This window comes from Flaviramulus sp. BrNp1-15, from assembly GCF_022259695.1.
Classification (GTDB): Bacteria; Bacteroidota; Bacteroidia; order Flavobacteriales; family Flavobacteriaceae; genus BrNp1-15.
In genome coordinates this window covers 1,716,992-1,739,223 of the sequence record NZ_CP092099.1, presented here as the reverse complement: position 1 = coordinate 1,739,223, position 22,232 = coordinate 1,716,992, and the positions used below count along the sequence as shown (strand labels likewise).

Sequence of the window (22,232 nt, the reverse complement as noted above, 5' to 3'; positions counted from 1 at the left end):
CTAACAGAGTGTAGGATTTTTTTTTTGAAAAACTGTAACAAATAAAAAATACACTAATCTATATTATAACAATTTGTTTTTTTGACGCCAACCCAATTAAATACTGAACAGCTCATAGAGCTTTGTAAAACTGGAAACCAATCTGCACAATTGGAGATTTATAACAGATATTACAAAGCCATGTATAACACGTCTTATAGAATTGTGAAAAACAGTTTTGAAGCGGAAGATATTATGCAAGACTCTTTTTTAACAGCCTTTACAAAGCTAGAGAGTTTAAAAGATGTTAAAATATTTGGAGCGTGGCTAAAACGAATTGTTATTAATAACAGCATATATCATTATAAAAAGAATAACAAAAACAGAGAAGTTCCTTTAGATGATTTGCTTTATAAAATTGAAGATAATTCAAATGGAATTGAGAGTGATTATGAGTTTACAAATTTAAAAGCTCAACAAGTTTTAAACACCATGAAAACTCTAAAAGATAACTATAGAATTGCTTTAACCTTAAATTTAATTGAAGGATATGATTATGAAGAAATTTGTGAAATAATGAATGTATCTAACGCTAATTGCAGAACATTAATATCTAGAGCAAAAGAAAGTTTAAGACAAAAATTACAAACCGCTACCGCATAATAATAAATTATGAACAAAAATACTTTAGAAGATTTATTCAAAAATTTAGAAAACGATTTTGATTTAGAAGAGCCTAAAGAAAATCATAAACAGCGCTTTTTAAGTAAACTTAACAATAATGGCGAGCTACAACTAGTTGGAGCTCCTAAACAATGGCGTCGTTTATGGAAACCTTTAATTAGTGTAGCCGCCTCTATATTATTGTTAGTTACAATAGTAATAAGCTCGCAACTACAGGATAATTCAGGAGATCTGGCAAGCATTTCTCCAAAAATGGCAGAAACTCAAGATTTTTTTACACTTACTATAAATGAAGAATTAATTAAGCTTAACGAAGAAAAATCACCAGAAGTTCAAGGCTTAATAAATGATGCATTAGCACAAATAAAAAAATTAGAAGAAAATTACAAGGTTTTAAAAACCGATTTAATTGAAAGTGGCGACGATAATCGTGTGATCTACGCTATGATTTCAAATTTTCAAAATAGAATAAACATATTACAAAACACTCTAGAGCAAATAAATAACGTAAAACAATTAAAAAATTCATCAAATCATGAAACGAGCACTACAATTTAAAACATTTATAGCTTTTTTAATGTTGCCCCTTTTTATATCGGCTTCAAATAAAATAGACGACAAACACAAGAAAACAAAAACGATTAGCAAAACATTTTCAGTAAACTCCAATGCAACATTAAAAGTAGATAACAGCTACGGTAATATTGATGTTGTAACCTGGAACGACAACCGAATAGTTTTCGAAATCACTATTACAACTTCTGGCAATAATGAAGAAAAAGTAGAGAAAAAATTAAATGAAATTGATGTAAAATTTTCATCATCATCTGATTTCGTTTCTGCTGAAACTCAGTTTAACAAAAACAGTTCTAAATCTTGGTGGAATTGGAATAGTAGAAATAATGTAAATATGAAAGTAAACTACGTTATTAAAATGCCAATAACTAATCATGTAGATTTAAATAATGATTACGGTAATATTAATTTAGACAAGCTAGAAGGAAGAGCAAAAATAAACTGTGATTATGGCAAAATTACTACCAAAGAATTAATGGCAGATAACAATGATTTAAATTTTGACTATACAAAAGGTTGCTATTTTGAATACATTAAAAGTGGAAAAATAAATGCAGACTATAGCGATTTTACAGTCTCTAAAACTAAAACACTTAACATTAATGCAGATTATACAAACTCTGAAATTGAAATAGCTGAAGATATTAACTACAATTGCGATTATGGTAGCTTAAAAATTAACAAAGCAAATAATATTTCTGGTAACGGAGACTATTTAACTACTGTTATTGGAGATGTTTACAAAAATATATCTATTAGAGCAGATTATGGGTCTATTAAAATTAATAGGATGGCAGACAATGCAGGAAATGTTACCATAAAATCAGACTATGTAGGCATTAAAATAGGATATGCTCCAGGTTATAATTTTGATTTTGAAATTGACCTAGAATACGCATCATTAAATGATGATAACGATTTAGAATTCACTAAAAAAATTATAGAATCATCCGATAAATACTACGCAGGATACAGAGGCAGTAAGTCATCAGGAAATACAATTAGCGTAACATCAGATTATGGAAGCTTAACCCTTTTCAAAAATTAATTCATCTAATTTAAACCAATAAAAAATGAAAACATCAATCAAAAAACAAACAGTTTTATTAATTGCCACTTTACTTTTTGCAATAACAACTCATGCCCAATGGAGAAAAGTAAAAGGTAATGGCAACATGACCACTATTACAAGAACAACATCTGATTATGATGGTATTAAATGTGCAGGATCTTTTGATTACGTTCTGGTAAAAGGAACTGAAGGAAACATTAAAATTGAAGGAGAAGAAAATCTACTGGAATATATTATTACAGAAGTTAAAAATAACAACTTAATAGTGAAAGTTAAAAATGGTACTAACCTAAAAACCAGCTTTAATAAAGGGATTAAAATCACTATTCCTTTTAAAGAAATTAGTAGTGCTTCTCTTTCTGGCTCTGGTGATTTATGGAATGAAGACTCAATAAACACATCAAATTTTGATGTTTCTTTATCTGGCTCTGGAGATATTACTTTAGAGGTAAATACAACTTCTATTAAAGCCTCAATTTCTGGGTCTGGTGATTTAAAATTAAAAGGAAACACTACAAACTTAGAAGCGCGTGTTGCAGGTTCTGGAGATTTTCATGGCTTTGATTTACAATCAAACAACACCGATGTTGCTGTAGCTGGCTCTGGTGATGCAAGAGTTGTAAGCAAAGAAACTTTAAAAGCAAGAGTAGCTGGCTCAGGCGATATTGTTTACAGAGGAAACCCTGAAAAAGAAGACACTAAGGTTGCAGGTTCTGGTAGCATTTCCAATTAGTGTAAAACATATTACATAAAAAAAGCCACTCAAATGAGTGGCTTTTTAATTTAATTATATGTGACATCAAAACTTCCTTCGGTAATTTCATAACTACCACCTCCACCAAGAAGCGAACTTGCATTAAAATTAAAAGTCCCAATAATTCTTTTATTAGTTACATCATGAGACGTAATTGTTAAAGTTCCATTGTCTGATACAGCGCTTTCAGTCAGCGATAAATTGTATTGTCCCATAGGTGGATCAAACGTTGAAAAATCATAGGTTCCATCCGTAATATCAGAATTAACAGATATACTTATAGTTTCTAAACTATTTTTAGTCGCACTAATAGTAATGATAGAAGGTGTTCCTGGGATACTTAATAAAGCACCTTCTATTCCATCTTCAACAAACTCTTCTCCATCTACCTTTGCGAAAAAAGAATTATCATTACCACTAGATGGTACATCAGTTGAATACGATATTTTACTAAAAACCCCATTTGTAAATGCTTTAGATACTTGAGACGTGTTATATCCTGTAAAAGAAAAAGTCCCAGAAATTGTTTTGTTAACTTCGTCAATTTCTGTTATGGTTACTTCCCCTTGAGGAGTTACAAAATCTATTACAGAAACCCAAACTTCACCAGCTAATGGATTATTGTAAGCTACACTATTGGTCTCTACGTCGTTTTCTGTAACACCTAATTGATATGTTCCTGTTGTATTAGCAAAAAGTGTTAAAGCAAAAAACTCCTGATTTGAAGTTTTAATACCACTAATATTTATAACATTGTCTAATAGAGTTGCAGAAACAACATCAGCATTAAATGTGTTATCATCAAAATCTACTTTAAATGCACCTGGTTCAACATTTGTTTCAGGTTCTTCTGTTTCTTCAGAGACATTTTCAGCATCTATATCTTCAAAAGGTTCAATATTACACGATGTAATAAAACAAGTTAATAGTAAAATGGTGGCTGGTAAAAAAAATTTGGATAAATTCATTGTGTGTTGATTAGTTATTTTGAAAAACATTAATTGGTCTTGGTTTTTGATACTTCTTTTGGAACTCTGAATAATAAAATTATACCAAACAAAAAGAAAATAAATAAAAACAGAATAGCATTACGCATAGTTCCTGTTATTTGGTCAATAGTGGCAAAAATTACCATTCCTATAACAATACCTATTTTTTCGGCTACATCATAAAAACTAAAATAAGATGTAGTATCATCGGTCTCTGGTAAAAACTTTGAATATGTAGATCTTGCTAGTGATTGTACACCACCCATTACTAGACCAACAAATCCTGCAGCAATATAAAATTGAAGTGGTGTTTCCATAAAATAGGCGTAGAAACACAAACTCATCCATATAGCATTTACAACTATTAAGGTTTTTATATTTCCAAATTTAGCGGAGGCTCTGGACGTTAAAATAGCTCCAACAATTGCAACCAATTGAATAACCAGAATACTTATAATTAAACCCATAGTTTTTTCATTGGCACTACCCCAAGCAATTTCTTCTTCACCAAAATAGACTGCAACTAGCATAATGGTTTGTACCGCCATACTAAATACAAAAAACGCATACAAATAACGTTTTAATCTTAAGTTTTGTTTTAACTGTTTCCAAACCTGTTGTAATTCTTTTAAGCCGTTAAAAACAACAGCTCTTGTAACTTTATGACCAGATGAAGTGCCTTTTGGTAAATAGTAAAATGAATATTGACTAAACAATGCCCACCAGATTCCAACAGTAATAAATGAAATTTTCATAGCTTCAAATGAAGCAGCATCTTTTTCGGCTTCTGTTGTCCCTATGTCAAATCCAAATAATTGGGGATACATGACCATTACAAGATTAATGATTAACAAAAGAACACTACCAACATAACCTAATGAAAAACCTTTTGCACTTACATTATCTTGCTGTTCTGGAAAAGCAATATCTGGCAAATATGAGTTATAGAATACCAAGCTCCCCCAATAGCCTATTAAACCCATAAAGTAAAATAATAAACTTAGGTGAATTTTATCTGGAGTAATATCAAACCAATACAAACCAATGCAACCTAAGCTTCCAACATAACAGAAAAACTTCATAAAGTTTTTCTTGTTTCCAACATAATCTGCTATACCAGAAAGAATTGGAGAAGTAAAAGCAACTACCAAAAAGGTAAATGCTGTAACAAGTGTTATTAAGGCAGTACTTTTAAATTCAAAACCAAAAGCCCAAACCGTTTTAACTTCTGTGGCCTGTGAAATAAATAAAGCTGAATAAAATATTGGAAATATAGAGGATGCTATGGTAAGCGTATAAACTGAGTTAGCCCAATCGTAGAATGCCCATGCATTAAGAAGTTTTTTACTTCCTTTTTCAAGTTTTACCATAAAAAAAGCTGCCTTTTATTGGCAGCTTCTAAAGTAATCAAATATTTTTATTTGAACGATAACAAAGTATTATCTAAATGTTGTTACTCCAAATTTCTTCGCTTCTTCTTTTGCTCTAGGCGCTAAAGCTGTAAGGTTCGCAATACGAGAATCGTTTGATGGATGCGTGCTTAAAATTTCTGGTGGTGCTTGTCCGCCACTATTAGCTTTCATACGTTTCCATAACTCAGCAGCTTCAGCTGGGTTATATCCTGCAATCGCCATTAAGTATAATCCAATTTTATCAGCTTCTGTTTCATGACTTCTGCTAAATGGCAACATACCTAATACATTAGATCCAACTCCATAATATTGGTTAAAAGCATTTCTAGATTGATCATCTTTTATGGCAATGTTTCCAGCTATAGCTAAACCTTGTTGAACATAAGCAGCACTCATACGTTGCTGACCATGATTCGCTAAAGCATGTGCTACTTCATGGCCCATAATAGCCGCAACACCTGTTTCTCCATTTGCAATTGGCAAAATACCTGTATAAAAAACAATTTTTCCACCAGGCATACACCAAGCATTTACTGTTTTATCGTCAACTAAATTATACTCCCATTTGTAATCATTAAGATAACCTTGATGTCCGTTTGCATTTAACCAACGTTCTGCTGCAACAGCAATACGTTGTCCTACTCTAGTTATCATTTCAGCATCCTTAGTCCCTTTTACAACTTTGTTTTCAGTTAAAAACTGATCGTATTGAGCAAAAGCAGTTGGAAACAATTGAGAATTTGGCACTAAAGCCATTGTTTTCTTTCCTGTGAATGGATTTGTAGCACATGATATAATTATTAATGCTATTCCAAAAGTTAGTATTACTTTATTCAGTTTCATTGTTATAAATTTTATTTTAATTAATTATAAAAATACAAAAATCATACCTTTAATATTTATGACACAATATACACTTCTTGGTCACATGATTGTAAAACTAAAATATTTTTTAATTATAAATTAGCACATTTCATTTTATATTTATCTTATATCAGAACATTTTAATATAAATCTTTTTGTTAAGTTTTCAATTAATTGTCGACTGATTTGAAATAAACTCTTTACCATGCATATTAACAAATTTCTATTATTATTTATTTTGTCGTTGTTTTTTAGTTGTAATTCAAAAGCCCAAAAACAATCTAAAAAAATAGAAGAATCATTTAAAGTCTCTAAAACTGAGGCTGAATGGAAAGCTCAACTAACTGATACAGAGTTTTATGTACTAAGAAAAGCAGGTACAGAACGACGTTTCTCCAGTCCTTTTAATAAAAATTACGATGATGGAATTTACGTTTGTAAAGCATGCAACACACCGCTTTTTAAAAGTGAACACAAGTTTGATTCTGGCAGTGGATGGCCAAGTTTTGATAGAGAAATTGAAGGTAATGTAGCCTTTTCTACAGATTATGATTTAGGTTATGCCAGAACAGAAGAACACTGTGCTACTTGTGGCGGGCATTTAGGGCATGTTTTTAATGATGGTCCAAGAGAAACAACTGGTAAACGTCACTGTATTAATGGGGTGGCACTAAAATTTATACCAAAAGAAGATTAAATGACTAGCTATCTCACCAGTATTATTAAACAGTTTGAATATTATAAATCTTTAGGAGACAAAACATTCTCTCAACTTTCCTTTAGCGAAATACAATGGCAAAGTAAGAAGGATGAAAATAGTGTTGCAATAATTGTAAAACATTTGGTTGGTAATATGTTAAGCAGATGGACCAATTTTTTAAGTGAAGATGGTGAAAAAGAATGGAGGAACAGAGATTTAGAATTTATTGACAATTATAATTCTAAAGAAGAAATTATTGCATCTTGGGAAAGTGGCTGGAAATGTTTGTTTGACGCAATAAAACCTTTAACTGAAACCGATTTAGAACAAATAATTTACATTAGAAATCAAGGACATACGGTTACAGAAGCTATAAACAGGCAATTAGCGCATTACTCTTACCACATTGGACAAATAGTTTTTTTAGGAAAACTTTTAAAAGGTGAAAACTGGGAATCACTTTCTATTCCTAAAGGCGATTCGTTAAAGTATAACGAAGAAAAATTTAGTAACGAAAAAGGTCGCCGCCATTTTACAGACGATTTGTAATACTAAATTTTATGATTCTTTTTAAACGGACGAATAATTAATCGTGCTTCTCTATCAAAACGAATATAATTATATACCCAATTTACAAAAACCACCATTCTATTTCGAAAACCTATCAAGAAAAACAAGTGTACAAACATCCAAACGTACCAAGCAAAAATACCTTGAAACTTAAAACGTTTTAAGTCTACTACAGCTTTATTTCTTCCAATGGTTGCCATAGCTCCTTTATCTTTATAAGCAAAAGGTTTCATAGTTTTATCCTCAATTAACTCCAAAATATTGTCGCCCAATTGCTCACCTTGTTGAATAGCAGGTTGCGCCATCATTGGTAGTCCATTAGGAAATTCATCGTTTGCCATACATGCAATATCACCTATAGCAAAAATGTGTTTAAAACCCTTAACCTGATTAAATTCATTAACAAAAAGTCTATTTCCTCTGGTTACAAATTCTTCAGCATCTAAACCTTTAATAGTAGCTCCTTTTACACCTGCTGCCCAAACTACTGTTGCTGTTTCAAATGTTAAGTCGGTGTTAGTAGTTACTGTTTTTCCATCATAATTAGTTACTCTAACATTTTTCCAAATGTTCACACCTAACTTTTCTAGAAAATCTTCAGCTTTTTTAGAAGCGTTTTCACTCATACCTTTCAAAATACAATCACTAGATTGCACGATATGAATTTGTGCCATACGCGTATCTAAATCTGGGTAATCTTTTGGTAAAATGCCTTTTTTAATTTCTGCTAATGCTCCAGCAAGCTCTACTCCTGTTGGTCCGCCACCAACAATTACAAAATTCATAAGTGCATTACGTTCATCTATATTGGAAGTTAACAACGCGTCTTCAAAATTTTCAAGAATCAAGCTTCTTAAATTTAAAGATTGCGGTATGGTTTTCATTGCCATACTATGTTTTTCTATTTCAGAATTACCAAAAAAATTGGTTTCAGAGCCTGAAGCAACCACTAAATAATCAAACTTAAGTTTACCAATATTTGTAATCACTTTATTATTCTCTGCATCAATTTCACTTACGTTTGCAAGTCTGAAATAAAAATTAGGAAAGTCTTTTAATATTTTTCTGATAGGATACGCAATAGAATCGGGTTCTAATCCTCCTGTTGATACTTGATAAAGTAAGGGTTGAAATGTGTGATAATTATTCTTGTCTAAAAGTACAACTTGTACTTCTTGTTTCGATAGTTTTTTTGCTAAGGCTACTCCTGCAAATCCACCTCCTATTATAACAACTCTAGGAAAACTTGTTCTGGGTATATTCATAAATAAATACTTGCGACGCAAAGGTAATATAAAGATGCAAATTTAAAGCGTTCTAAATTCTTTATTCAATTTTGGTTTTGTAAATTCGTAGCTTCAAATAACGATTAAAGAATTGACATGAGTAAATACGATATTATTGTTCTTGGAAGTGGTCCAGGTGGTTATGTTGCTGCTATTAGAGCATCTCAATTGGGTTTCAAAACCGCAATTATTGAAAAAGAAAGTTTAGGTGGTATTTGTTTGAATTGGGGATGTATCCCTACAAAAGCCTTATTAAAATCTGCTCAAGTATTTGAATATCTTAAACATGCCGAAGATTATGGCTTAAAAGTTAAGGATGCAGATTATGATTTTGATGCTGTTGTAAAACGTAGTCGTGGTGTTGCAGATGGTATGAGTAAAGGTGTTCAATTTTTAATGAAGAAAAACAAAATTGACGTTATAAATGGCTACGGTAAACTTAAACCAGGTAAAAAAATTGACGTTGATGGGACCGAATATAGTGCAAACAATATTATAATTGCAACCGGAGCTCGCTCTCGTGAGTTGCCTAGTTTACCGCAAGATGGTAAAAAAGTTATTGGTTATAGAGAAGCTATGAGTTTACCAAAGCAACCAAAAAAAATGATTGTGGTTGGTTCTGGAGCAATTGGTGTTGAGTTTGCTTATTTCTATAATTCTATGGGAACTGAAGTTACTATAGTAGAATATTTACCAAATATTGTTCCTGTTGAAGACGAAGATGTATCTAAACAATTAGAGCGTTCTTTTAAGAAAAACGGAATTAAAATTATGACTTCCGCCGAAGTTACTAGTGTTGACACATCTGGAAAAGGTGTTAAAGCAACTGTAAAAACCAAAAAAGGCGAAGAAGTTTTAGAAGCAGACATCGTTTTAAGTGCTGTTGGTATAAAATCTAATATTGAAAATATTGGTTTAGAAGATGTTGGTATTGTTGTAGACAGAGATAAAATTATTGTAAATGATTTTTATCAAACTAACATTCCCGGTTATTATGCTATTGGTGATGTTACTCCTGGTCAAGCATTAGCGCATGTAGCTTCTGCAGAAGGGATTCTTTGTGTAGAAAAACTAGCAGGACAACATGTTGAAGCTTTAGATTATGGAAACATTCCAGGTTGTACCTATTGTACACCAGAAATTGCTTCAGTTGGTTTAACTGAAAAACAAGCCAAAGAAAAAGGTTACGACATTAAAGTTGGTAAATTCCCATTCTCAGCATCTGGTAAAGCAAGTGCAGGTGGAAATAAAGATGGTTTTGTAAAAGTAATCTTTGATGCTAAATATGGAGAGTGGTTAGGTTGCCATATGATTGGTGCTACTGTTACAGATATGATTGCTGAAGCTGTGTTAGGTAGAAAATTAGAAACTACAGGACACGAAGTATTAAAAGCAGTTCACCCTCACCCAACCATGAGTGAAGCCGTTATGGAAGCTGTTGCTGATGCTTATGATGAGTGTATTCATATATAGATTTATTAAAAAATAAATTCGAATAAAAAAAAGACGATTTAATAAATCGTCTTTTTTTTATTCAAAATTTAAATCTTGTCCCTAATTTATAAGTAACTCCATCTCCTAAATTAAAATTAGTAGAATTTAATTCATTACCCATACTAGTATTAACCCTGCCTTCTATCAATACTGTCTTGTTTAAATTAAATTGTGCGCCTGAAGTTAATGAAAACCAAGTATCTTCAATGTCTGCATCTTTCAAAAAAACATCAATTTTTGGTCCAAATAAAACACTAAATTTATTATTAAAATTATACTTTACTATTAGTGGATATTCTAGAAGACTCTGGCTACCAGTTAAACTGTAATATGTTCTTTTCTGTATTTCAAATCTTAAAAACCAATGTTCATCAATTGAATATTCAGAATAGTAATTAATAAAACTTCTTGGGGAGTCATATTCAATTCTAACATCATCGGTAAAACCAAAAGATTTAACTTCTTGGTTTTCTTGTGAAATAATAAAAGTGATATTTGAAATTATAAAAACAAAAGTGATTTTTAAATTCATAACAGATGTTATTAGAAATAATTAACTAAAGTTAATCTTAATTGTTATAAATTCTCACAATAAAAGTTTAAATAATATTTAAATAAAAGTTAATTCTGGAAAAAATTACAAAAAACTCTGAATAGCCAATTCATAACTCTGCATGCCAAAACCTAAAATTACACCTTTAGCATTAGGTGAAATATAAGATTGATGCCTAAACTCTTCTCTAGAAAAAGTATTAGAAATATGTAGTTCTACAACAGGTGTTTCAATACCTTTTATAGCATCACCTATTCCAATAGATGTATGTGTATAGGCACCAGCATTTAAAATAACGCCGTCATAACTAAAACCAACTTCATGTAACTTATCAATAATTTCACCTTCAATATTAGATTGATAATATTCAATCTCTATATTAGAAAATTTACTTTTAACCTGTTTTAAATAATCTTCAAAAGTTAAGTTCCCATAAATTTCTGGCTCTCGCTTTCCTAGTAAGTTTAAATTTGGTCCGTTGATGATGATTAGTTTTTTCATATAGTAAATATATAAAATAAGGCAATAAAAAAGAGCTAATATTCATTAGCTCTTAAAATTTTAATTAAATATATAATAGGTTATAAACCGAATTGTATACCTAAGTTTATAACATCAAAAGATCCACCGTCAAGACTTACACCTCGGTAAGATAAAACTATGTCTAAAGATTCTGATACTCCATACTGAACTCTTGGTGCATAATAAAAACCTCCATCATTACCATCATTGATTCCTAAAGCATAACCTAAATCTGCTCCTAAAGTGAATTTATCCGAAATTCCAAAGCGAGCTGCACCAGCAATAGGTAAAAACTGAGCATCATCAATGTCCACACTTCCGAATCCAGGAACATCAATAGAATCTCCAAAAGAATGAGAATATCCGGTAGCGACACCAGCATCAAAGTTTTCTCCTACTTCCCACAAATAGTTAACATCCAAAGTTACATTAAATGTCCATCCATCACCAGCGTCTCCTATTGGTAAACCTAAATTAACACCAGCATTTAAATTGCCTTGTGCATTAACAGTAGTCATTCCTAATACTGCAATAATTGATAATAAAAATAATTTTTTCATAATTTAATTGGTTTTAAAAGTTAAAACAAACGTAATATTAAAAAATTTCATTAACAAGAAATTTTTGATTTTTTATTGTATTTTATCGATAAAAAATGCTTTTTAACGATAAAAAATATATGAAATTGCAAATTAAGCTTAAGGATTATCAACTTTATTTAAAAATTGAATGTAGTTTATGTCAAAACTTAATAAATAATTATTGCCTTAGATTTTAAAAATATCTTACTTAAATGAATAAGTGTTTCCAGTCTCAATAGATAGAAAACTGATTCAAAATTTTATTTATAATAGTTAATTAATATCAAAATTATTGGTTTGAAGTAATGTAATATAAAAACCGAAGTATTTCTACTTCGGTTTCAATACATTTAATTAGTTTTAGATTAAAAAAAGTAACCAACACTGATTTGAATAACACTATTTTTATAATCAGAGTTACCTAAATTTTCAGGATTATCATTTACATCTGTTAAACCAATAATATAACGCGCTCCAAAATTCAAACCACCATCAAGCTTGTAACCCAACCCGAAATTAATTCCAAAATCAATTCCTTTTAAATCATCTTTTATGTCTTCATCGTCAAATCCTTCTTCTTCATTGTTAGCAGATAATAAAAAACCTATTTGAGGACCAGCCTCAACACTAAATCCTTCTACAACATAATATTTTGCCATTAAAGGAATATTTAAATAATCTACCTTAACTGTGCCTTGATATGTTTCACCTTCAAAAGCTTCTTCCCAATCTGATCCTTGAGCTGAATATAATATTTCTGGCTGGAAAGCAAATACATCTGTAATCATAATCTCAGCAACTAACCCTATATGGAAAGTCGTTCTACCATCAAAACTATCAGTATCATCGCCTGTAATATCACAAAAATTCACACCTGCTTTAGCTCCAAAATTTATATCTTGTGAAAAAGTCTGTGTTAAACCAGTTATTGCAATTACTGCAATAAATAAAATTAATTTTTTCATTATTATTTGTTTTAATTGATTAATAGCTTTTAAATAATTTAAAAATTTATATAATTATAAACTAACTGGAAATGATTTTCATCATCTTATTATTTTTTTATTCACATTAAATAATAAGTTATTTTTACTCCTTATGAAATGGCAAAACGCACTTAAAGATTATCAACTATACTTAAAAATTGAAAGAGGTTTATCTAAAAACTCTATTGATAATTATGCCTTAGATATAAAAAAATTAATTTCATATTTAGAAGTAAATAATATAAACTTTTCTCCAATTACAATATCATCAGAAATTATTCAACAATTTATTTACGACGTTGCAAAAACTGTAAACCCTAGATCTCAATCTAGAATAATTTCAGGCTTAAGAAGCTTTTTTAGTTATTTAGTATTCGAAGATTATAGAGCAGATAACCCTCTGGAGCTTATTGAATCCCCAAAAATAGGACGAAAACTTCCAGATACTTTATCAGAACAAGAAATTGATAATATCATAAAAGCTATAGATTTAAGTAAACCAGAAGGTGAACGCAATAGAGCAATGCTAGAAACCTTATACGGTTGTGGCTTACGTGTTAGTGAGTTAATTAATTTAAAAATATCAGATTTATTTTTTGATGAAGGTTTTATAAAAGTTACTGGTAAAGGGGATAAACAACGTTTTGTACCAATTGTTGACATTACGCAGAAATACATCAATATTTACAAAAGTGAAATAAGAAATCATTTAAAAATTCAAGCTGGTTTTGAAGATACTTTATTTTTAAACCGACGTGGTAAACAATTAACCAGAGCTATGATTTTTACTATAATTAAACAATTAGCTGAAAAAATTGGGCTTAAAAAAAATATTTCTCCTCATACATTTAGACACTCGTTTGCCACTCACCTATTACAAAATAATGCAGATTTAAGATCCATACAATTAATGCTAGGGCATGAAAGTATTACTACAACAGAAATTTACGTTCATTTAGACAAAAGTCATTTAACTAAAGTGGTTGAGAAATTTCATCCTAGAAGTTAAAAAGCATCAAATTTTTCTATTCTTTTTCTGTTTAAATTTTTAATTTAAATGATTAAAAGGTATTTTTGTAAGTCTTTACACAAATAATTTTTTTTATCAAAAATACAATTGAAACCCCAAAACTATCTTAGCAGAATGCTTAAAAAGGTTACGAGCCTATTAAAGTCTGAAGTAAGCGAAAAAAATCATTCTGAGAACCTTGATGTAAATATAAAATGGCAAGAAGCTGTAGATATTTCTAATATTGGCGTATGGGATTTCGATGCTCTAAAAAATAAAGTTTACTTTTCTGAGTCATCCAAACGAATTATAGGTTATGAAAATGATAACACTTTTGGTAAGAATATAGATGATTGGAATAACAGGGTACACCCAGAGGATAAAGAGAAATACTTTAAAGATTATCAAGATCATATAAATGGGTTAAAACCACTTTATATTAATGAACATAGAGTTAAATGTAAAGATGGTTCTTACAAATGGATTTTAGATAAAGGAAAAATTATAAAATGGGACACAAATGGAAAACCCATTCGCTTTATTGGTACTCATGTAGATATAACAAGCCATGTTGAAAGTGAAAAAAAATTATCCAATACTCTTAACCTTGTAAGTAAACAAAATAATAAACTTAAAAACTTTGCCCATATTGTTACACATAATTTGAAACAACATGCAGGTAATTTTGAAAGTTTACTTGATTTTTATGAGGAAGCAAAAACTGAAGCTGAAAAACAAGAGTTAATAGAGTATTTAAAAACTTTATCCGCTTCGCTAACAAAAACAATTAGTAATTTAAATGAAATTGTTTCCATACAAAATAACAAAGCCACTAAAATTGAGAAGCTTTATTTAGCTAAAGAAGCTAATAAAATTTTAGAAATGCTAAAGGTTGTTATTACAGAAAGTAATGCTATAATAAATATTAATATAGACCCCAAACTATATATTTATTATAATCCTACGTACATGGAAAGCATTATTCAAAATTTATTGACTAATGCTATCAAATACAAACACCCGGAAAGAGACCCTAAAGTGAATGTTGATGCCATCTTAACTGAAGACTACATTAAAGTAATAGTATCTGACAATGGTATAGGTATTAACTTAGATAAGTTTGGAGATTCTGTTTTTGGGCTTTACAAAACATTTCATAACAATAAAAACTCTGAAGGTGTTGGCTTGTACTTAATAAAAAATCAAATTGAGACCTACGGTGGTGAGATTACTCTTGACAGTGAAGTAAATGTAGGAACCACGTTCACCATAACAATACCAAACAAAAAAAATCCAGCTTAAAACTGGATTTTTTTACTTAGTTTATGTTTATTTACTATTTACTTAGCAATATTTACAGCTCTTGTTTCTCTAATAACAGTAACCTTTACCTGACCCGGATAAGTCATATCTGTTTGTACTTTTTGAGAAATATTAAAAGATAAATCTGCTGCTTTTTGGTCATCTACCTTTTCACTTTCAACAATAACTCTAAGCTCTCTACCTGCTTGAATAGCATATGCTTTTTTAACACCATTAAATCCGAAAGCAATATCTTCTAAATCTTTTAAACGCTGAATATAACTATCTAAAACTTGACGTCTTGCACCTGGTCTTGCTCCAGAAATAGCGTCACAAACTTGAATGATTGGAGCTAATAACGATTTCATTTCTATTTCATCGTGGTGAGCACCAATAGCATTACATACTTCATCTTTTTCATTATATTTTTCTGCCCACTGCATACCTAATATCGCATGTGGAGTTTCCATATCTGCCTCAGCATCTGGCACTTTACCTATATCGTGTAATAACCCTGCTCGTTTTGCTAATTTTGGGTTTAATCCTAACTCTGCAGCCATTACACCACAAAGTTTAGCAACTTCACGCGAGTGTTGTAATAAGTTCTGTCCGTAAGAAGAACGGTACTTCATTCTTCCCACCATTTTAATAAGCTCAGGGTGTAAATTATGAATACCTAAATCTATTACGGTACGCTTACCTACTTCAATAATTTCCTGCTCAATTTGCTTTTTAGTCTTTTTAACTATTTCTTCTATACGTGCTGGATGTATTCTACCATCGGTAACTAGCTTGTGTAATGATAAACGAGCAATTTCACGTCTAACAGAATCAAAACATGATAAAATGATTGCTTCTGGAGTATCATCAACTATAATTTCTACTCCTGTAGCAGCTTCTATAGCACGAATATTTCGTCCTTCTCTACCAATGATTCGTCCTTTAACATCATCTGATTCAATATTAAAAACAGACACACAGTTATCTACAGCTTCTTCTGTCCCAATACGCTGAATAGTGTTTATTATAATCTTTTTCGCGTCTTGTTCAGCAGTTAATTTTGCTTCTTCTAAAGAACTTTGTATATATGCCATAGCATCATTCTTTGCTTCACCTTTTAAAGATTCTACTAATTGTTCTTTAGCTTCTTCTGCAGAGAGACTAGAAATTACTTCTAATTGTTGTACTTGATTTTTATGTAGTTTATCTATTTCCTCTTGTTTCTTATCAAGTACATCAAGTCTGTAATTATAGTCTTTTATTTTACTTTCAAGACTTTCATTAAGTTTTTTATTTTTAGAAAGCTCTCCAGAAATCTGTGACTCTTTATCACGAGTTCTTTTTTCGGCTTCTGCCATTTTCTTATCCCGAGATAAGATTACTTTTTCATGCTCTCCTTTAAGTTCTATAAATTTTTCTTTAGCCTGAAGTATTTTGTCTTTCTTAATACTTTCTCCCTCACTGTTAGCCTGTTTTAGTATTAATGCTGCACTTTTTTTTGCTTCTTTAACAAGCTTTGAAGCGTTATTCTTTTCGAGTGTTTTTGCTATAATAAAGCCAATTATTAGCCCTAAAACAACACCGCCTACTGCAAATATGATTGAGTTATCCATCGTTTAATTAGTTGATTTATGTATATAAAAAAGCCTGCACCAGTATAAAGTTTTGTATAAACTCCTTAAAAACAAGTTTAGGGCTAACAAGCTGATCAAGGATCTGCTCAAGGCAGCTTGCTTTTACAACTTAAACTCACCCTTTTTAAAGAATTAACGTTGAGTTTATCAAAAAAAATAACCAATGCAGGCAGTAACTTTTTAGTTTATTTTAAAGAACGTTTTAAGAGATTAAATGTGAATGTAACAAATCATTTAAAGCATTCAGCTTTTCTTCTACATGTTCATTTACATTCGCTTTATCAATAGACTTCTGTTCTACTTGAGAGGCAAATTGTAAAGCACACATGGCTAGTACATCTTGTTTATCTCTAACAGAATAACTTTGCTCAAATTGTTTAATCATAAATTCAATATTCTTAGCCGCTTTACGCAATCCTTCTTCTTGATTTGCTTCAATTGTTAAAGGATATACTCTATTTGCTATAGATAGCTTTATTTTAAGCTTTTCTGACATTGAATTTATGTTGCTTTAATCTGAAAGCTGACCAATACAATGGTCTATTTCTCGTATTAATGCGTTTATTTTAAGCTTAGTTTCTCTTTTATTATCGTCACTACCAAGTATTGAATTTGCCATTTTAAGAGCTTCGTATTTTTCTTCCCAAGCATCAATATGCTTTTTTTGGGTTTGAATTTCTTGCTTTGAGACTTCTAATTCTTCATTCAATTTCAAATTAGCAAGCTTTAAAAGCTCTAGTTTGTGTAATACTTTACTAATTTTGTTTTCTAAAGAATCTACAATATCTTCAATATTACTCATTTACAAATTTCAATACTTATCTCACAAAGTTAACATACCTAGCTATAAATTACAATTGTTTTTTCATAAAATTTTAAAATCATTTCTTTAGTTCATATACTTAAAACAATGGATTGATTTTTGCAATATACTTTGCATATTCATATCAAATTAATATTTTAGCCTAATACATGCATATGCGATTAATACTGTCCCTTTTTCTAGTTTTTTCATTATTTACAAATGCCCAAAATAATTATCCTCAAGATTATTTTAGTAATCCTTTAGAAATTCCTCTAGTACTTGCAGGAACATTTGCAGAGTTGCGCTCTAATCATTTTCATTCTGGTTTAGACATAAAAACACAACAACGTAGAGGATTAAAGGTAAAAGCTTCGGCTAGTGGGTTTGTAAGTCGTATTAAAGTTTCACATTATGGTTATGGTAAAGCTTTATACATAACGCATCCCAACGGATACACAACAGTTTATGCACACTTACAAAAATTTGCTCCGGAGATTGAAGCTTATGTAAAAAAGCGACAATATGAAGAAGAATCTTATGAAATTGAACTCTTTCCAAATGCAGAAAGCTTACCTGTTTTAAAAGACAGTGTAGTGGCTTATAGTGGTAATTCTGGTGGTTCTGGTGGTCCACATTTACATTATGAAATTCGTGATAAACAGGAACGCCCTATGAATCCTATGCTTTTTGGAATTGATATAAAAGACACTTCAAATCCTATTGTTAGATCTATTTACGCATATCCTTTAAATGAAAAATCTTTTGTTAATAATAGTAACGACAAGCAAAAACTAAGACTAATTCCTCTTAAAAATGGTGATTATACCGTTGAAAGTATTGATGCTATAGGCGATATAGGTTTTGGTATAGTAACCATAGACAGACAAGATTTAGCAGCAAATTCAAATGGTGTTTATAATATTCAAACTTTTGTTAATGGTAGCAGAAATTTTGAAATAGATTTTAAGCGTTTCTCTTTTGATGAAACCAAACATATCAATCAGCTTATAGATTATGAGCATTATTCAAATAACAAAGAACGTATTCAAAAGTTATTTAAAAAAAATAGCCCTTTAAGTCTTTATAAAGAGCATATAAATGATGGTTTTTTAAAAGTTGAAGATAGCACTAACTCTGTTTATAAAATTAGAGTTGCCGATTATAAAAACAACGAATCTTGGATAACTATCAATATTAAAGGAACTAAAAATGATATTTTAGAACCCAAAATAAAAAAAACAACGCCTTATCTAATTAAAGCAGACCAAACCACAAATTTAAATGAAGGTAACGTTAGCGTCAATTTTTATAAGAATACGTTTTATGAAGATTTTTATATAGATTTTGAAGTTAAGAATGATACTTTGTTATTACATGAAGATGTTATTCCTGCTATGAAAAACTTCACTATTAGTTATGATGTTAGCAAGTATTCAAGTGAAGACAGAAGTAAATTATATATAGCAAGATTAGTAGGTTACAAAAAACACCCTTCTTATACTTACACCAAAAGAAAAGAAACCACCTTAACTGCAAATACAAAAAAACTAGGCACTTATGCTTTAGCTACTGATAGTATTGCACCAACAATAACAGCTAATAATTTTAAAGACGGGCAATGGCTTAGTAAATACCGTTATTTAAAAGTAAAAATTGATGATGAAGATTCCGGAGTTTCTAATTATAGAGCAACTGTAAACGGAAAATGGGTTTTAATGGAATACGATTACAAAACTAAAACCTTAACACACGATTTTAATGATGGCATAATAACCGACACCAAAAATAATTTAAAAGTAATTGTTACCGATAATGTTGGAAATAATTCTACTTTTGAAGCGTTATTTTATCGAAAATAAACTAAACAACCTTTTGAAAGCAAAACTCTTACTAACCACCTTTCTGTTTTTTGCCATTATTAATTTTACTTATGCGCAAACAGCAAAAGTTAAAGGTGTTATTTTAGATGAAAATAACAAACCCATTGAAAATGTAAATATTAAAACTGAAACCAGCGGAACCCAAACAAACGCTAATGGTTTTTACATTTTAACAATACCAGCAAATACTGAAGTATCTGTTGAGTTTTCACATATTTCCCATAAAAAAGTAGTAAGTACATTTAATTTAAAAAATGGGGAAGAGTACGAATTCAATCCTGTAATGAGTACTTCTATTGAGCAAATAGCCACTGTAATTGTAACTAACAACAGACGAAAAGAAGTTGAAGGTGTTGTAACTTTAAATCCAGAAGCAATTAGAAAAATCCCTGGAGCAAACGCTGGTGTAGAAAATCTGCTTTTAACACTTCCTGGAGTTAGTAATAATAATGAATTAAGCACACAATACTCGGTACGAGGTGGAAACTACGATGAAAATTTAGTCTATGTAAACGACATACAAGTATATCGCCCATTTTTGGTACGTTCGGGTCAACAAGAAGGTTTAAGTTTTGTAAATACTAATCTTGTTCAAAACGTAGATTTTTCAGCAGGTGGATTTCAAGCTAAATATGGTGATAAATTATCTTCAGTTTTAGATATCACTTATAAAAACCCATATCAGTTTGAAGTTAATGCCGATTTAAGTTTACTTGGTGGAAGCTTATCTGTTGAGAACATTAGTAAAGACTCTAAGTTTTCGGGTATAGTTGGCGCACGCTACCGTGACAATAGTTTATTAGTTAATGCTAAAGAAACCGAAACAAATTTTAAACCATCGTTTGCTGATGTACAAGGGTATTTTACTTATAGATTTTCAAATAAATTTCATTTAAGTTTTTTAGGTAATGCCTCGCTGAATAAATACAATTATGAGCCGCAAACCCGACAAACCAATTTTGGAACCTTATCAGACCCTATTGCGCTTTTAGTATTTTATGACGGTCAAGAAAAAGACAGATACCAAACCTTATTTGGAGCATTTAAAGGTTCTTATTTTGTAAATGATGATTTAACGCTACATTTAATTACATCAACATATCACACTACTGAAGAAGAGTATTTTGATATTTTGGCACAATACAGACTTGGGGAAGTTAACACGAATATTGGTGATGAAAATTTAGGTGAAGTAGAATTTAGTGAAGGTGTAGGCAGTCAGTTAAATCACGGTAGAAACGATTTAGACGCACTTATTACAAATATTGAACACAAAGGGGATTTCAAAATTAATGATAACAGAATTGAGTGGTCTGTTAAATACACCAATGAAGACATTAAAGACCGTTTGGTAGAATGGGAAGTTATAGATTCTGCTGGATTTTCAATTCGTCCTCCAAGAACAACACCAATAAACGAACAACCTTACGAACCTTACAGTGGGCCATTAGAACCGTTTCAAAATGTAAGAGCAACAAACAATACACAAATAAATAGATTACAAGCCTATACACAGTGGAGTAAGCGTTCTGCTATTGGAACTAGTGATGTTTGGTATAACGCTGGTGTTCGTGTTCACAATTGGTCAGTTAGTGGTGATGGTATTTCATCATCTAACCAAACTGTTTTTAGCCCAAGAGCTCAATTTGCCATAAAACCCAATTGGGAAAAAGATATGCTCTTTAGAGTAGCTACAGGTTTATATTATCAACCACCTTTTTATAGAGAATTACGTGATGCTAATGGTGTTGTTCAGCCTAATGTTAAAGCACAAAAATCGTTTCACTTGGTTTTAGGTAATGATTATAGTTTTAAAATGTGGGACAGACCTTTTAAATTAACTTCTGAAATATATTATAAGAATTTAAGCGATGTAAATCCTTATACTTTGGAAAATGTTAGAATACGGTATCGCGCATCTAATAATGCAACGGCTTATGCTTATGGTTTAGATATGCGTTTAAATGGTGAGTTTGTACCTGGAACCGAATCATGGTTTAGTTTTGGTTATTTAAAAACTGAAGAAAACATTGATAATAGAGGTTATATTTCACGTCCTACAGACCAACGTTTAAAATTTGCTGCATTATTTCAAGATTATGTTCCGAATGTACCTAACCTAAAACTTTATTTAAATCTGGTTTACAATACTGGGTTACCAGGAGGCTCACCTAGTTATACAGACCCTTATGAATATCAAAATAGATTACCTGCATACAAACGTGCCGATTTAGGTCTACAATTTGTTTTAGTAGATGGTAAAAAACAATTTGCTAGTGGTTGGAAAAAACCTTTTAAAGAACTTTCTTTTGGGTTTGAAATCTTCAATATTTTTGATGTACAAAACTCTATTACCAATACTTGGGTAAGAGATGTTTACAGCAAACGTCAATATGCGATTCCAAATTACTTAACGCCTCGTGTTTTTAACATTAGAACAACTATGAAGTTCTAATTTTTTGTTAAATTTTACTTTTTCCTTTAAAAACTACTAGTTTTTGACAAAATAAGTCAGGTCATGTAAAATAGTATTTTCTATATTTGAAAATACCAAACCACTGATAATCAATCAAATCTTAT

Annotated in this window: 22 protein-coding genes and 1 other RNA gene; 11 read left to right on the top strand and 12 right to left on the bottom strand. The window is 30.6% G+C overall.

What is annotated here, in order from left to right; translation table 11 throughout:
• Window positions 1-81: 81 nt before the first annotated feature.
• The 4 genes from MBM09_RS07715 to MBM09_RS07700 are packed head-to-tail and all read left to right on the top strand — an operon-like array spanning window position 82 to window position 3,044.
• Window positions 82-642 carry an RNA polymerase sigma factor gene (locus tag MBM09_RS07715; protein WP_238676274.1) on the top strand — a complete coding sequence of 187 codons (561 nt, stop codon included), beginning with the start codon at window positions 82-84 and terminating at the stop codon, window positions 640-642.
• A 9-nt stretch (window positions 643-651) separates the two neighbouring features.
• On the top strand, window positions 652-1,221 hold the full coding sequence (locus MBM09_RS07710; protein ID WP_238676273.1) for a hypothetical protein: 570 nt from the start codon (window positions 652-654) through the stop codon (window positions 1,219-1,221).
• Window positions 1,199-2,287, top strand: a complete 1,089-nt coding sequence (locus MBM09_RS07705) for a hypothetical protein (protein WP_238676272.1) — start codon at window positions 1,199-1,201, stop codon at window positions 2,285-2,287. Before MBM09_RS07710 ends, MBM09_RS07705 begins: the two co-directional genes overlap by 23 nt.
• 25 nt (window positions 2,288-2,312) lie before the next feature.
• Window positions 2,313-3,044: a head GIN domain-containing protein gene (locus MBM09_RS07700; RefSeq protein ID WP_238676271.1), complete on the top strand. Its 732-nt coding sequence runs from the start codon at window positions 2,313-2,315 to the stop codon at window positions 3,042-3,044.
• Between the two features lie 50 nt (window positions 3,045-3,094).
• Here MBM09_RS07700 and MBM09_RS07695 read toward each other — a convergent pair whose 3' ends face one another.
• The 3 genes from MBM09_RS07695 to MBM09_RS07685 all read right to left on the bottom strand — a co-directional run bounded on the left by MBM09_RS07695 (window position 3,095) and on the right by MBM09_RS07685 (window position 6,309).
• Entirely contained in the window at window positions 3,095-4,033 is a 939-nt protein-coding gene (locus MBM09_RS07695; RefSeq protein ID WP_238676270.1) for a DUF6252 family protein, read from the bottom strand.
• Between the two features lie 29 nt (window positions 4,034-4,062).
• Entirely contained in the window at window positions 4,063-5,424 is a 1,362-nt protein-coding gene (locus MBM09_RS07690; protein WP_238676269.1) for an MFS transporter, read from the bottom strand.
• Between the two features lie 69 nt (window positions 5,425-5,493).
• A complete protein-coding gene (locus MBM09_RS07685) occupies window positions 5,494-6,309 on the bottom strand; it encodes a M48 family metallopeptidase (protein ID WP_238676268.1) in 816 nt (271 codons plus the stop codon).
• Window positions 6,310-6,535: 226 nt separating this feature from the next.
• On the opposite strand from MBM09_RS07685, the gene msrB reads away from it, so the two are divergent.
• Window positions 6,536-7,027 carry a peptide-methionine (R)-S-oxide reductase MsrB gene (gene msrB / locus MBM09_RS07680; protein WP_370569724.1) on the top strand — a complete coding sequence of 164 codons (492 nt, stop codon included), beginning with the start codon at window positions 6,536-6,538 and terminating at the stop codon, window positions 7,025-7,027.
• Window positions 7,028-7,579, top strand: a complete 552-nt coding sequence (locus tag MBM09_RS07675; RefSeq protein WP_238676267.1) for a DUF1572 family protein — start codon at window positions 7,028-7,030, stop codon at window positions 7,577-7,579. It begins immediately after the preceding gene.
• A gap of 2 nt (window positions 7,580-7,581) precedes the next feature.
• Here the strand turns inward: MBM09_RS07675 and MBM09_RS07670 are convergent, their stop codons facing one another.
• Window positions 7,582-8,865, bottom strand: a complete 1,284-nt coding sequence (locus MBM09_RS07670) for an NAD(P)/FAD-dependent oxidoreductase (RefSeq protein ID WP_238676266.1) — start codon at window positions 8,863-8,865, stop codon at window positions 7,582-7,584.
• A 117-nt stretch (window positions 8,866-8,982) separates the two neighbouring features.
• On the opposite strand from MBM09_RS07670, the gene lpdA reads away from it, so the two are divergent.
• The gene (gene lpdA / locus MBM09_RS07665; RefSeq protein WP_238676265.1) at window positions 8,983-10,359 is read left to right on the top strand and encodes a dihydrolipoyl dehydrogenase; all 1,377 of its coding nucleotides are present in this window, start codon (window positions 8,983-8,985) and stop codon (window positions 10,357-10,359) included.
• Window positions 10,360-10,420: 61 nt separating this feature from the next.
• On the opposite strand, the gene MBM09_RS07660 is transcribed toward lpdA, so the two are convergent.
• The 4 genes from MBM09_RS07660 to MBM09_RS07645 all read right to left on the bottom strand — a co-directional run bounded on the left by MBM09_RS07660 (window position 10,421) and on the right by MBM09_RS07645 (window position 13,001).
• Window positions 10,421-10,912: a hypothetical protein gene (locus MBM09_RS07660; protein WP_238676264.1), complete on the bottom strand. Its 492-nt coding sequence runs from the start codon at window positions 10,910-10,912 to the stop codon at window positions 10,421-10,423.
• Window positions 10,913-11,017: 105 nt separating this feature from the next.
• Entirely contained in the window at window positions 11,018-11,434 is a 417-nt protein-coding gene (gene aroQ / locus MBM09_RS07655) for a type II 3-dehydroquinate dehydratase (protein WP_238676263.1), read from the bottom strand.
• A gap of 80 nt (window positions 11,435-11,514) precedes the next feature.
• Window positions 11,515-12,015 carry an outer membrane beta-barrel protein gene (locus MBM09_RS07650; protein WP_238676262.1) on the bottom strand — a complete coding sequence of 167 codons (501 nt, stop codon included), beginning with the start codon at window positions 12,013-12,015 and terminating at the stop codon, window positions 11,515-11,517.
• Window positions 12,016-12,401: 386 nt separating this feature from the next.
• On the bottom strand, window positions 12,402-13,001 hold the full coding sequence (locus tag MBM09_RS07645) for a porin family protein (RefSeq protein ID WP_238676261.1): 600 nt from the start codon (window positions 12,999-13,001) through the stop codon (window positions 12,402-12,404).
• A gap of 133 nt (window positions 13,002-13,134) precedes the next feature.
• On the opposite strand from MBM09_RS07645, the gene xerD reads away from it, so the two are divergent.
• Together xerD and MBM09_RS07635 are read left to right on the top strand one after the other, a co-directional pair.
• Window positions 13,135-14,031, top strand: a complete 897-nt coding sequence (gene xerD, locus MBM09_RS07640; RefSeq protein WP_238676260.1) for a site-specific tyrosine recombinase XerD — start codon at window positions 13,135-13,137, stop codon at window positions 14,029-14,031.
• A 135-nt stretch (window positions 14,032-14,166) separates the two neighbouring features.
• Complete coding sequence (locus MBM09_RS07635) at window positions 14,167-15,333, top strand: PAS domain-containing sensor histidine kinase (protein ID WP_238676259.1); 1,167 nt, start codon at window positions 14,167-14,169, stop codon at window positions 15,331-15,333.
• A 38-nt stretch (window positions 15,334-15,371) separates the two neighbouring features.
• Here the strand turns inward: MBM09_RS07635 and rny are convergent, their stop codons facing one another.
• From rny to MBM09_RS07615, 4 genes are all read right to left on the bottom strand, one after another.
• Window positions 15,372-16,946 carry a ribonuclease Y gene (gene rny / locus MBM09_RS07630; RefSeq protein ID WP_238676258.1) on the bottom strand — a complete coding sequence of 525 codons (1,575 nt, stop codon included), beginning with the start codon at window positions 16,944-16,946 and terminating at the stop codon, window positions 15,372-15,374.
• A gap of 58 nt (window positions 16,947-17,004) precedes the next feature.
• A non-coding RNA gene (gene ssrS, locus MBM09_RS07625) (6S RNA) lies at window positions 17,005-17,111 on the bottom strand.
• A gap of 58 nt (window positions 17,112-17,169) precedes the next feature.
• A complete protein-coding gene (locus tag MBM09_RS07620) occupies window positions 17,170-17,463 on the bottom strand; it encodes a cell division protein ZapA (RefSeq protein WP_238676257.1) in 294 nt (97 codons plus the stop codon).
• A gap of 15 nt (window positions 17,464-17,478) precedes the next feature.
• Entirely contained in the window at window positions 17,479-17,769 is a 291-nt protein-coding gene (locus MBM09_RS07615; protein ID WP_238676256.1) for a hypothetical protein, read from the bottom strand.
• 176 nt (window positions 17,770-17,945) lie between these two features.
• Here MBM09_RS07615 and MBM09_RS07610 point away from each other — a divergent pair, with 176 nt between their 5' ends.
• On the top strand, window positions 17,946-19,631 hold the full coding sequence (locus tag MBM09_RS07610; RefSeq protein WP_238676255.1) for a M23 family metallopeptidase: 1,686 nt from the start codon (window positions 17,946-17,948) through the stop codon (window positions 19,629-19,631).
• On the top strand, window positions 19,585-22,107 hold the full coding sequence (locus tag MBM09_RS07605; protein ID WP_238676254.1) for a carboxypeptidase-like regulatory domain-containing protein: 2,523 nt from the start codon (window positions 19,585-19,587) through the stop codon (window positions 22,105-22,107). The genes MBM09_RS07610 and MBM09_RS07605 overlap by 47 nt, the downstream gene beginning before the upstream one ends.
• Window positions 22,108-22,232 lie beyond the last annotated feature (125 nt).

Excerpts from the sequence above, each read along its gene's own strand:
- MBM09_RS07710 (WP_238676273.1), top strand. The coding sequence starts at position 652 with ATGAACAAAAATACTTTAGAAGATTTATTCAAAAATTTAGAAAACGAT.
- MBM09_RS07705 (WP_238676272.1), top strand. The coding sequence starts at position 1,199 with ATGAAACGAGCACTACAATTTAAAACATTTATAGCTTTTTTAATGTTG.
- MBM09_RS07700 (WP_238676271.1), top strand. The coding sequence starts at position 2,313 with ATGAAAACATCAATCAAAAAACAAACAGTTTTATTAATTGCCACTTTA.
- MBM09_RS07695 (WP_238676270.1), bottom strand. The coding sequence starts at position 4,033 with ATGAATTTATCCAAATTTTTTTTACCAGCCACCATTTTACTATTAACT.
- MBM09_RS07690 (WP_238676269.1), bottom strand. The coding sequence starts at position 5,424 with ATGGTAAAACTTGAAAAAGGAAGTAAAAAACTTCTTAATGCATGGGCA.
- MBM09_RS07685 (WP_238676268.1), bottom strand. The coding sequence starts at position 6,309 with ATGAAACTGAATAAAGTAATACTAACTTTTGGAATAGCATTAATAATT.
- msrB (WP_370569724.1), top strand. The coding sequence starts at position 6,536 with ATGCATATTAACAAATTTCTATTATTATTTATTTTGTCGTTGTTTTTT.
- MBM09_RS07675 (WP_238676267.1), top strand. The coding sequence starts at position 7,028 with ATGACTAGCTATCTCACCAGTATTATTAAACAGTTTGAATATTATAAA.
- MBM09_RS07670 (WP_238676266.1), bottom strand. The coding sequence starts at position 8,865 with ATGAATATACCCAGAACAAGTTTTCCTAGAGTTGTTATAATAGGAGGT.
- lpdA (WP_238676265.1), top strand. The coding sequence starts at position 8,983 with ATGAGTAAATACGATATTATTGTTCTTGGAAGTGGTCCAGGTGGTTAT.
- MBM09_RS07660 (WP_238676264.1), bottom strand. The coding sequence starts at position 10,912 with ATGAATTTAAAAATCACTTTTGTTTTTATAATTTCAAATATCACTTTT.
- aroQ (WP_238676263.1), bottom strand. The coding sequence starts at position 11,434 with ATGAAAAAACTAATCATCATCAACGGACCAAATTTAAACTTACTAGGA.
- MBM09_RS07650 (WP_238676262.1), bottom strand. The coding sequence starts at position 12,015 with ATGAAAAAATTATTTTTATTATCAATTATTGCAGTATTAGGAATGACT.
- MBM09_RS07645 (WP_238676261.1), bottom strand. The coding sequence starts at position 13,001 with ATGAAAAAATTAATTTTATTTATTGCAGTAATTGCAATAACTGGTTTA.
- xerD (WP_238676260.1), top strand. The coding sequence starts at position 13,135 with ATGAAATGGCAAAACGCACTTAAAGATTATCAACTATACTTAAAAATT.
- MBM09_RS07635 (WP_238676259.1), top strand. The coding sequence starts at position 14,167 with ATGCTTAAAAAGGTTACGAGCCTATTAAAGTCTGAAGTAAGCGAAAAA.
- rny (WP_238676258.1), bottom strand. The coding sequence starts at position 16,946 with ATGGATAACTCAATCATATTTGCAGTAGGCGGTGTTGTTTTAGGGCTA.
- MBM09_RS07620 (WP_238676257.1), bottom strand. The coding sequence starts at position 17,463 with ATGTCAGAAAAGCTTAAAATAAAGCTATCTATAGCAAATAGAGTATAT.
- MBM09_RS07615 (WP_238676256.1), bottom strand. The coding sequence starts at position 17,769 with ATGAGTAATATTGAAGATATTGTAGATTCTTTAGAAAACAAAATTAGT.
- MBM09_RS07610 (WP_238676255.1), top strand. The coding sequence starts at position 17,946 with ATGCGATTAATACTGTCCCTTTTTCTAGTTTTTTCATTATTTACAAAT.
- MBM09_RS07605 (WP_238676254.1), top strand. The coding sequence starts at position 19,585 with ATGTTGGAAATAATTCTACTTTTGAAGCGTTATTTTATCGAAAATAAA.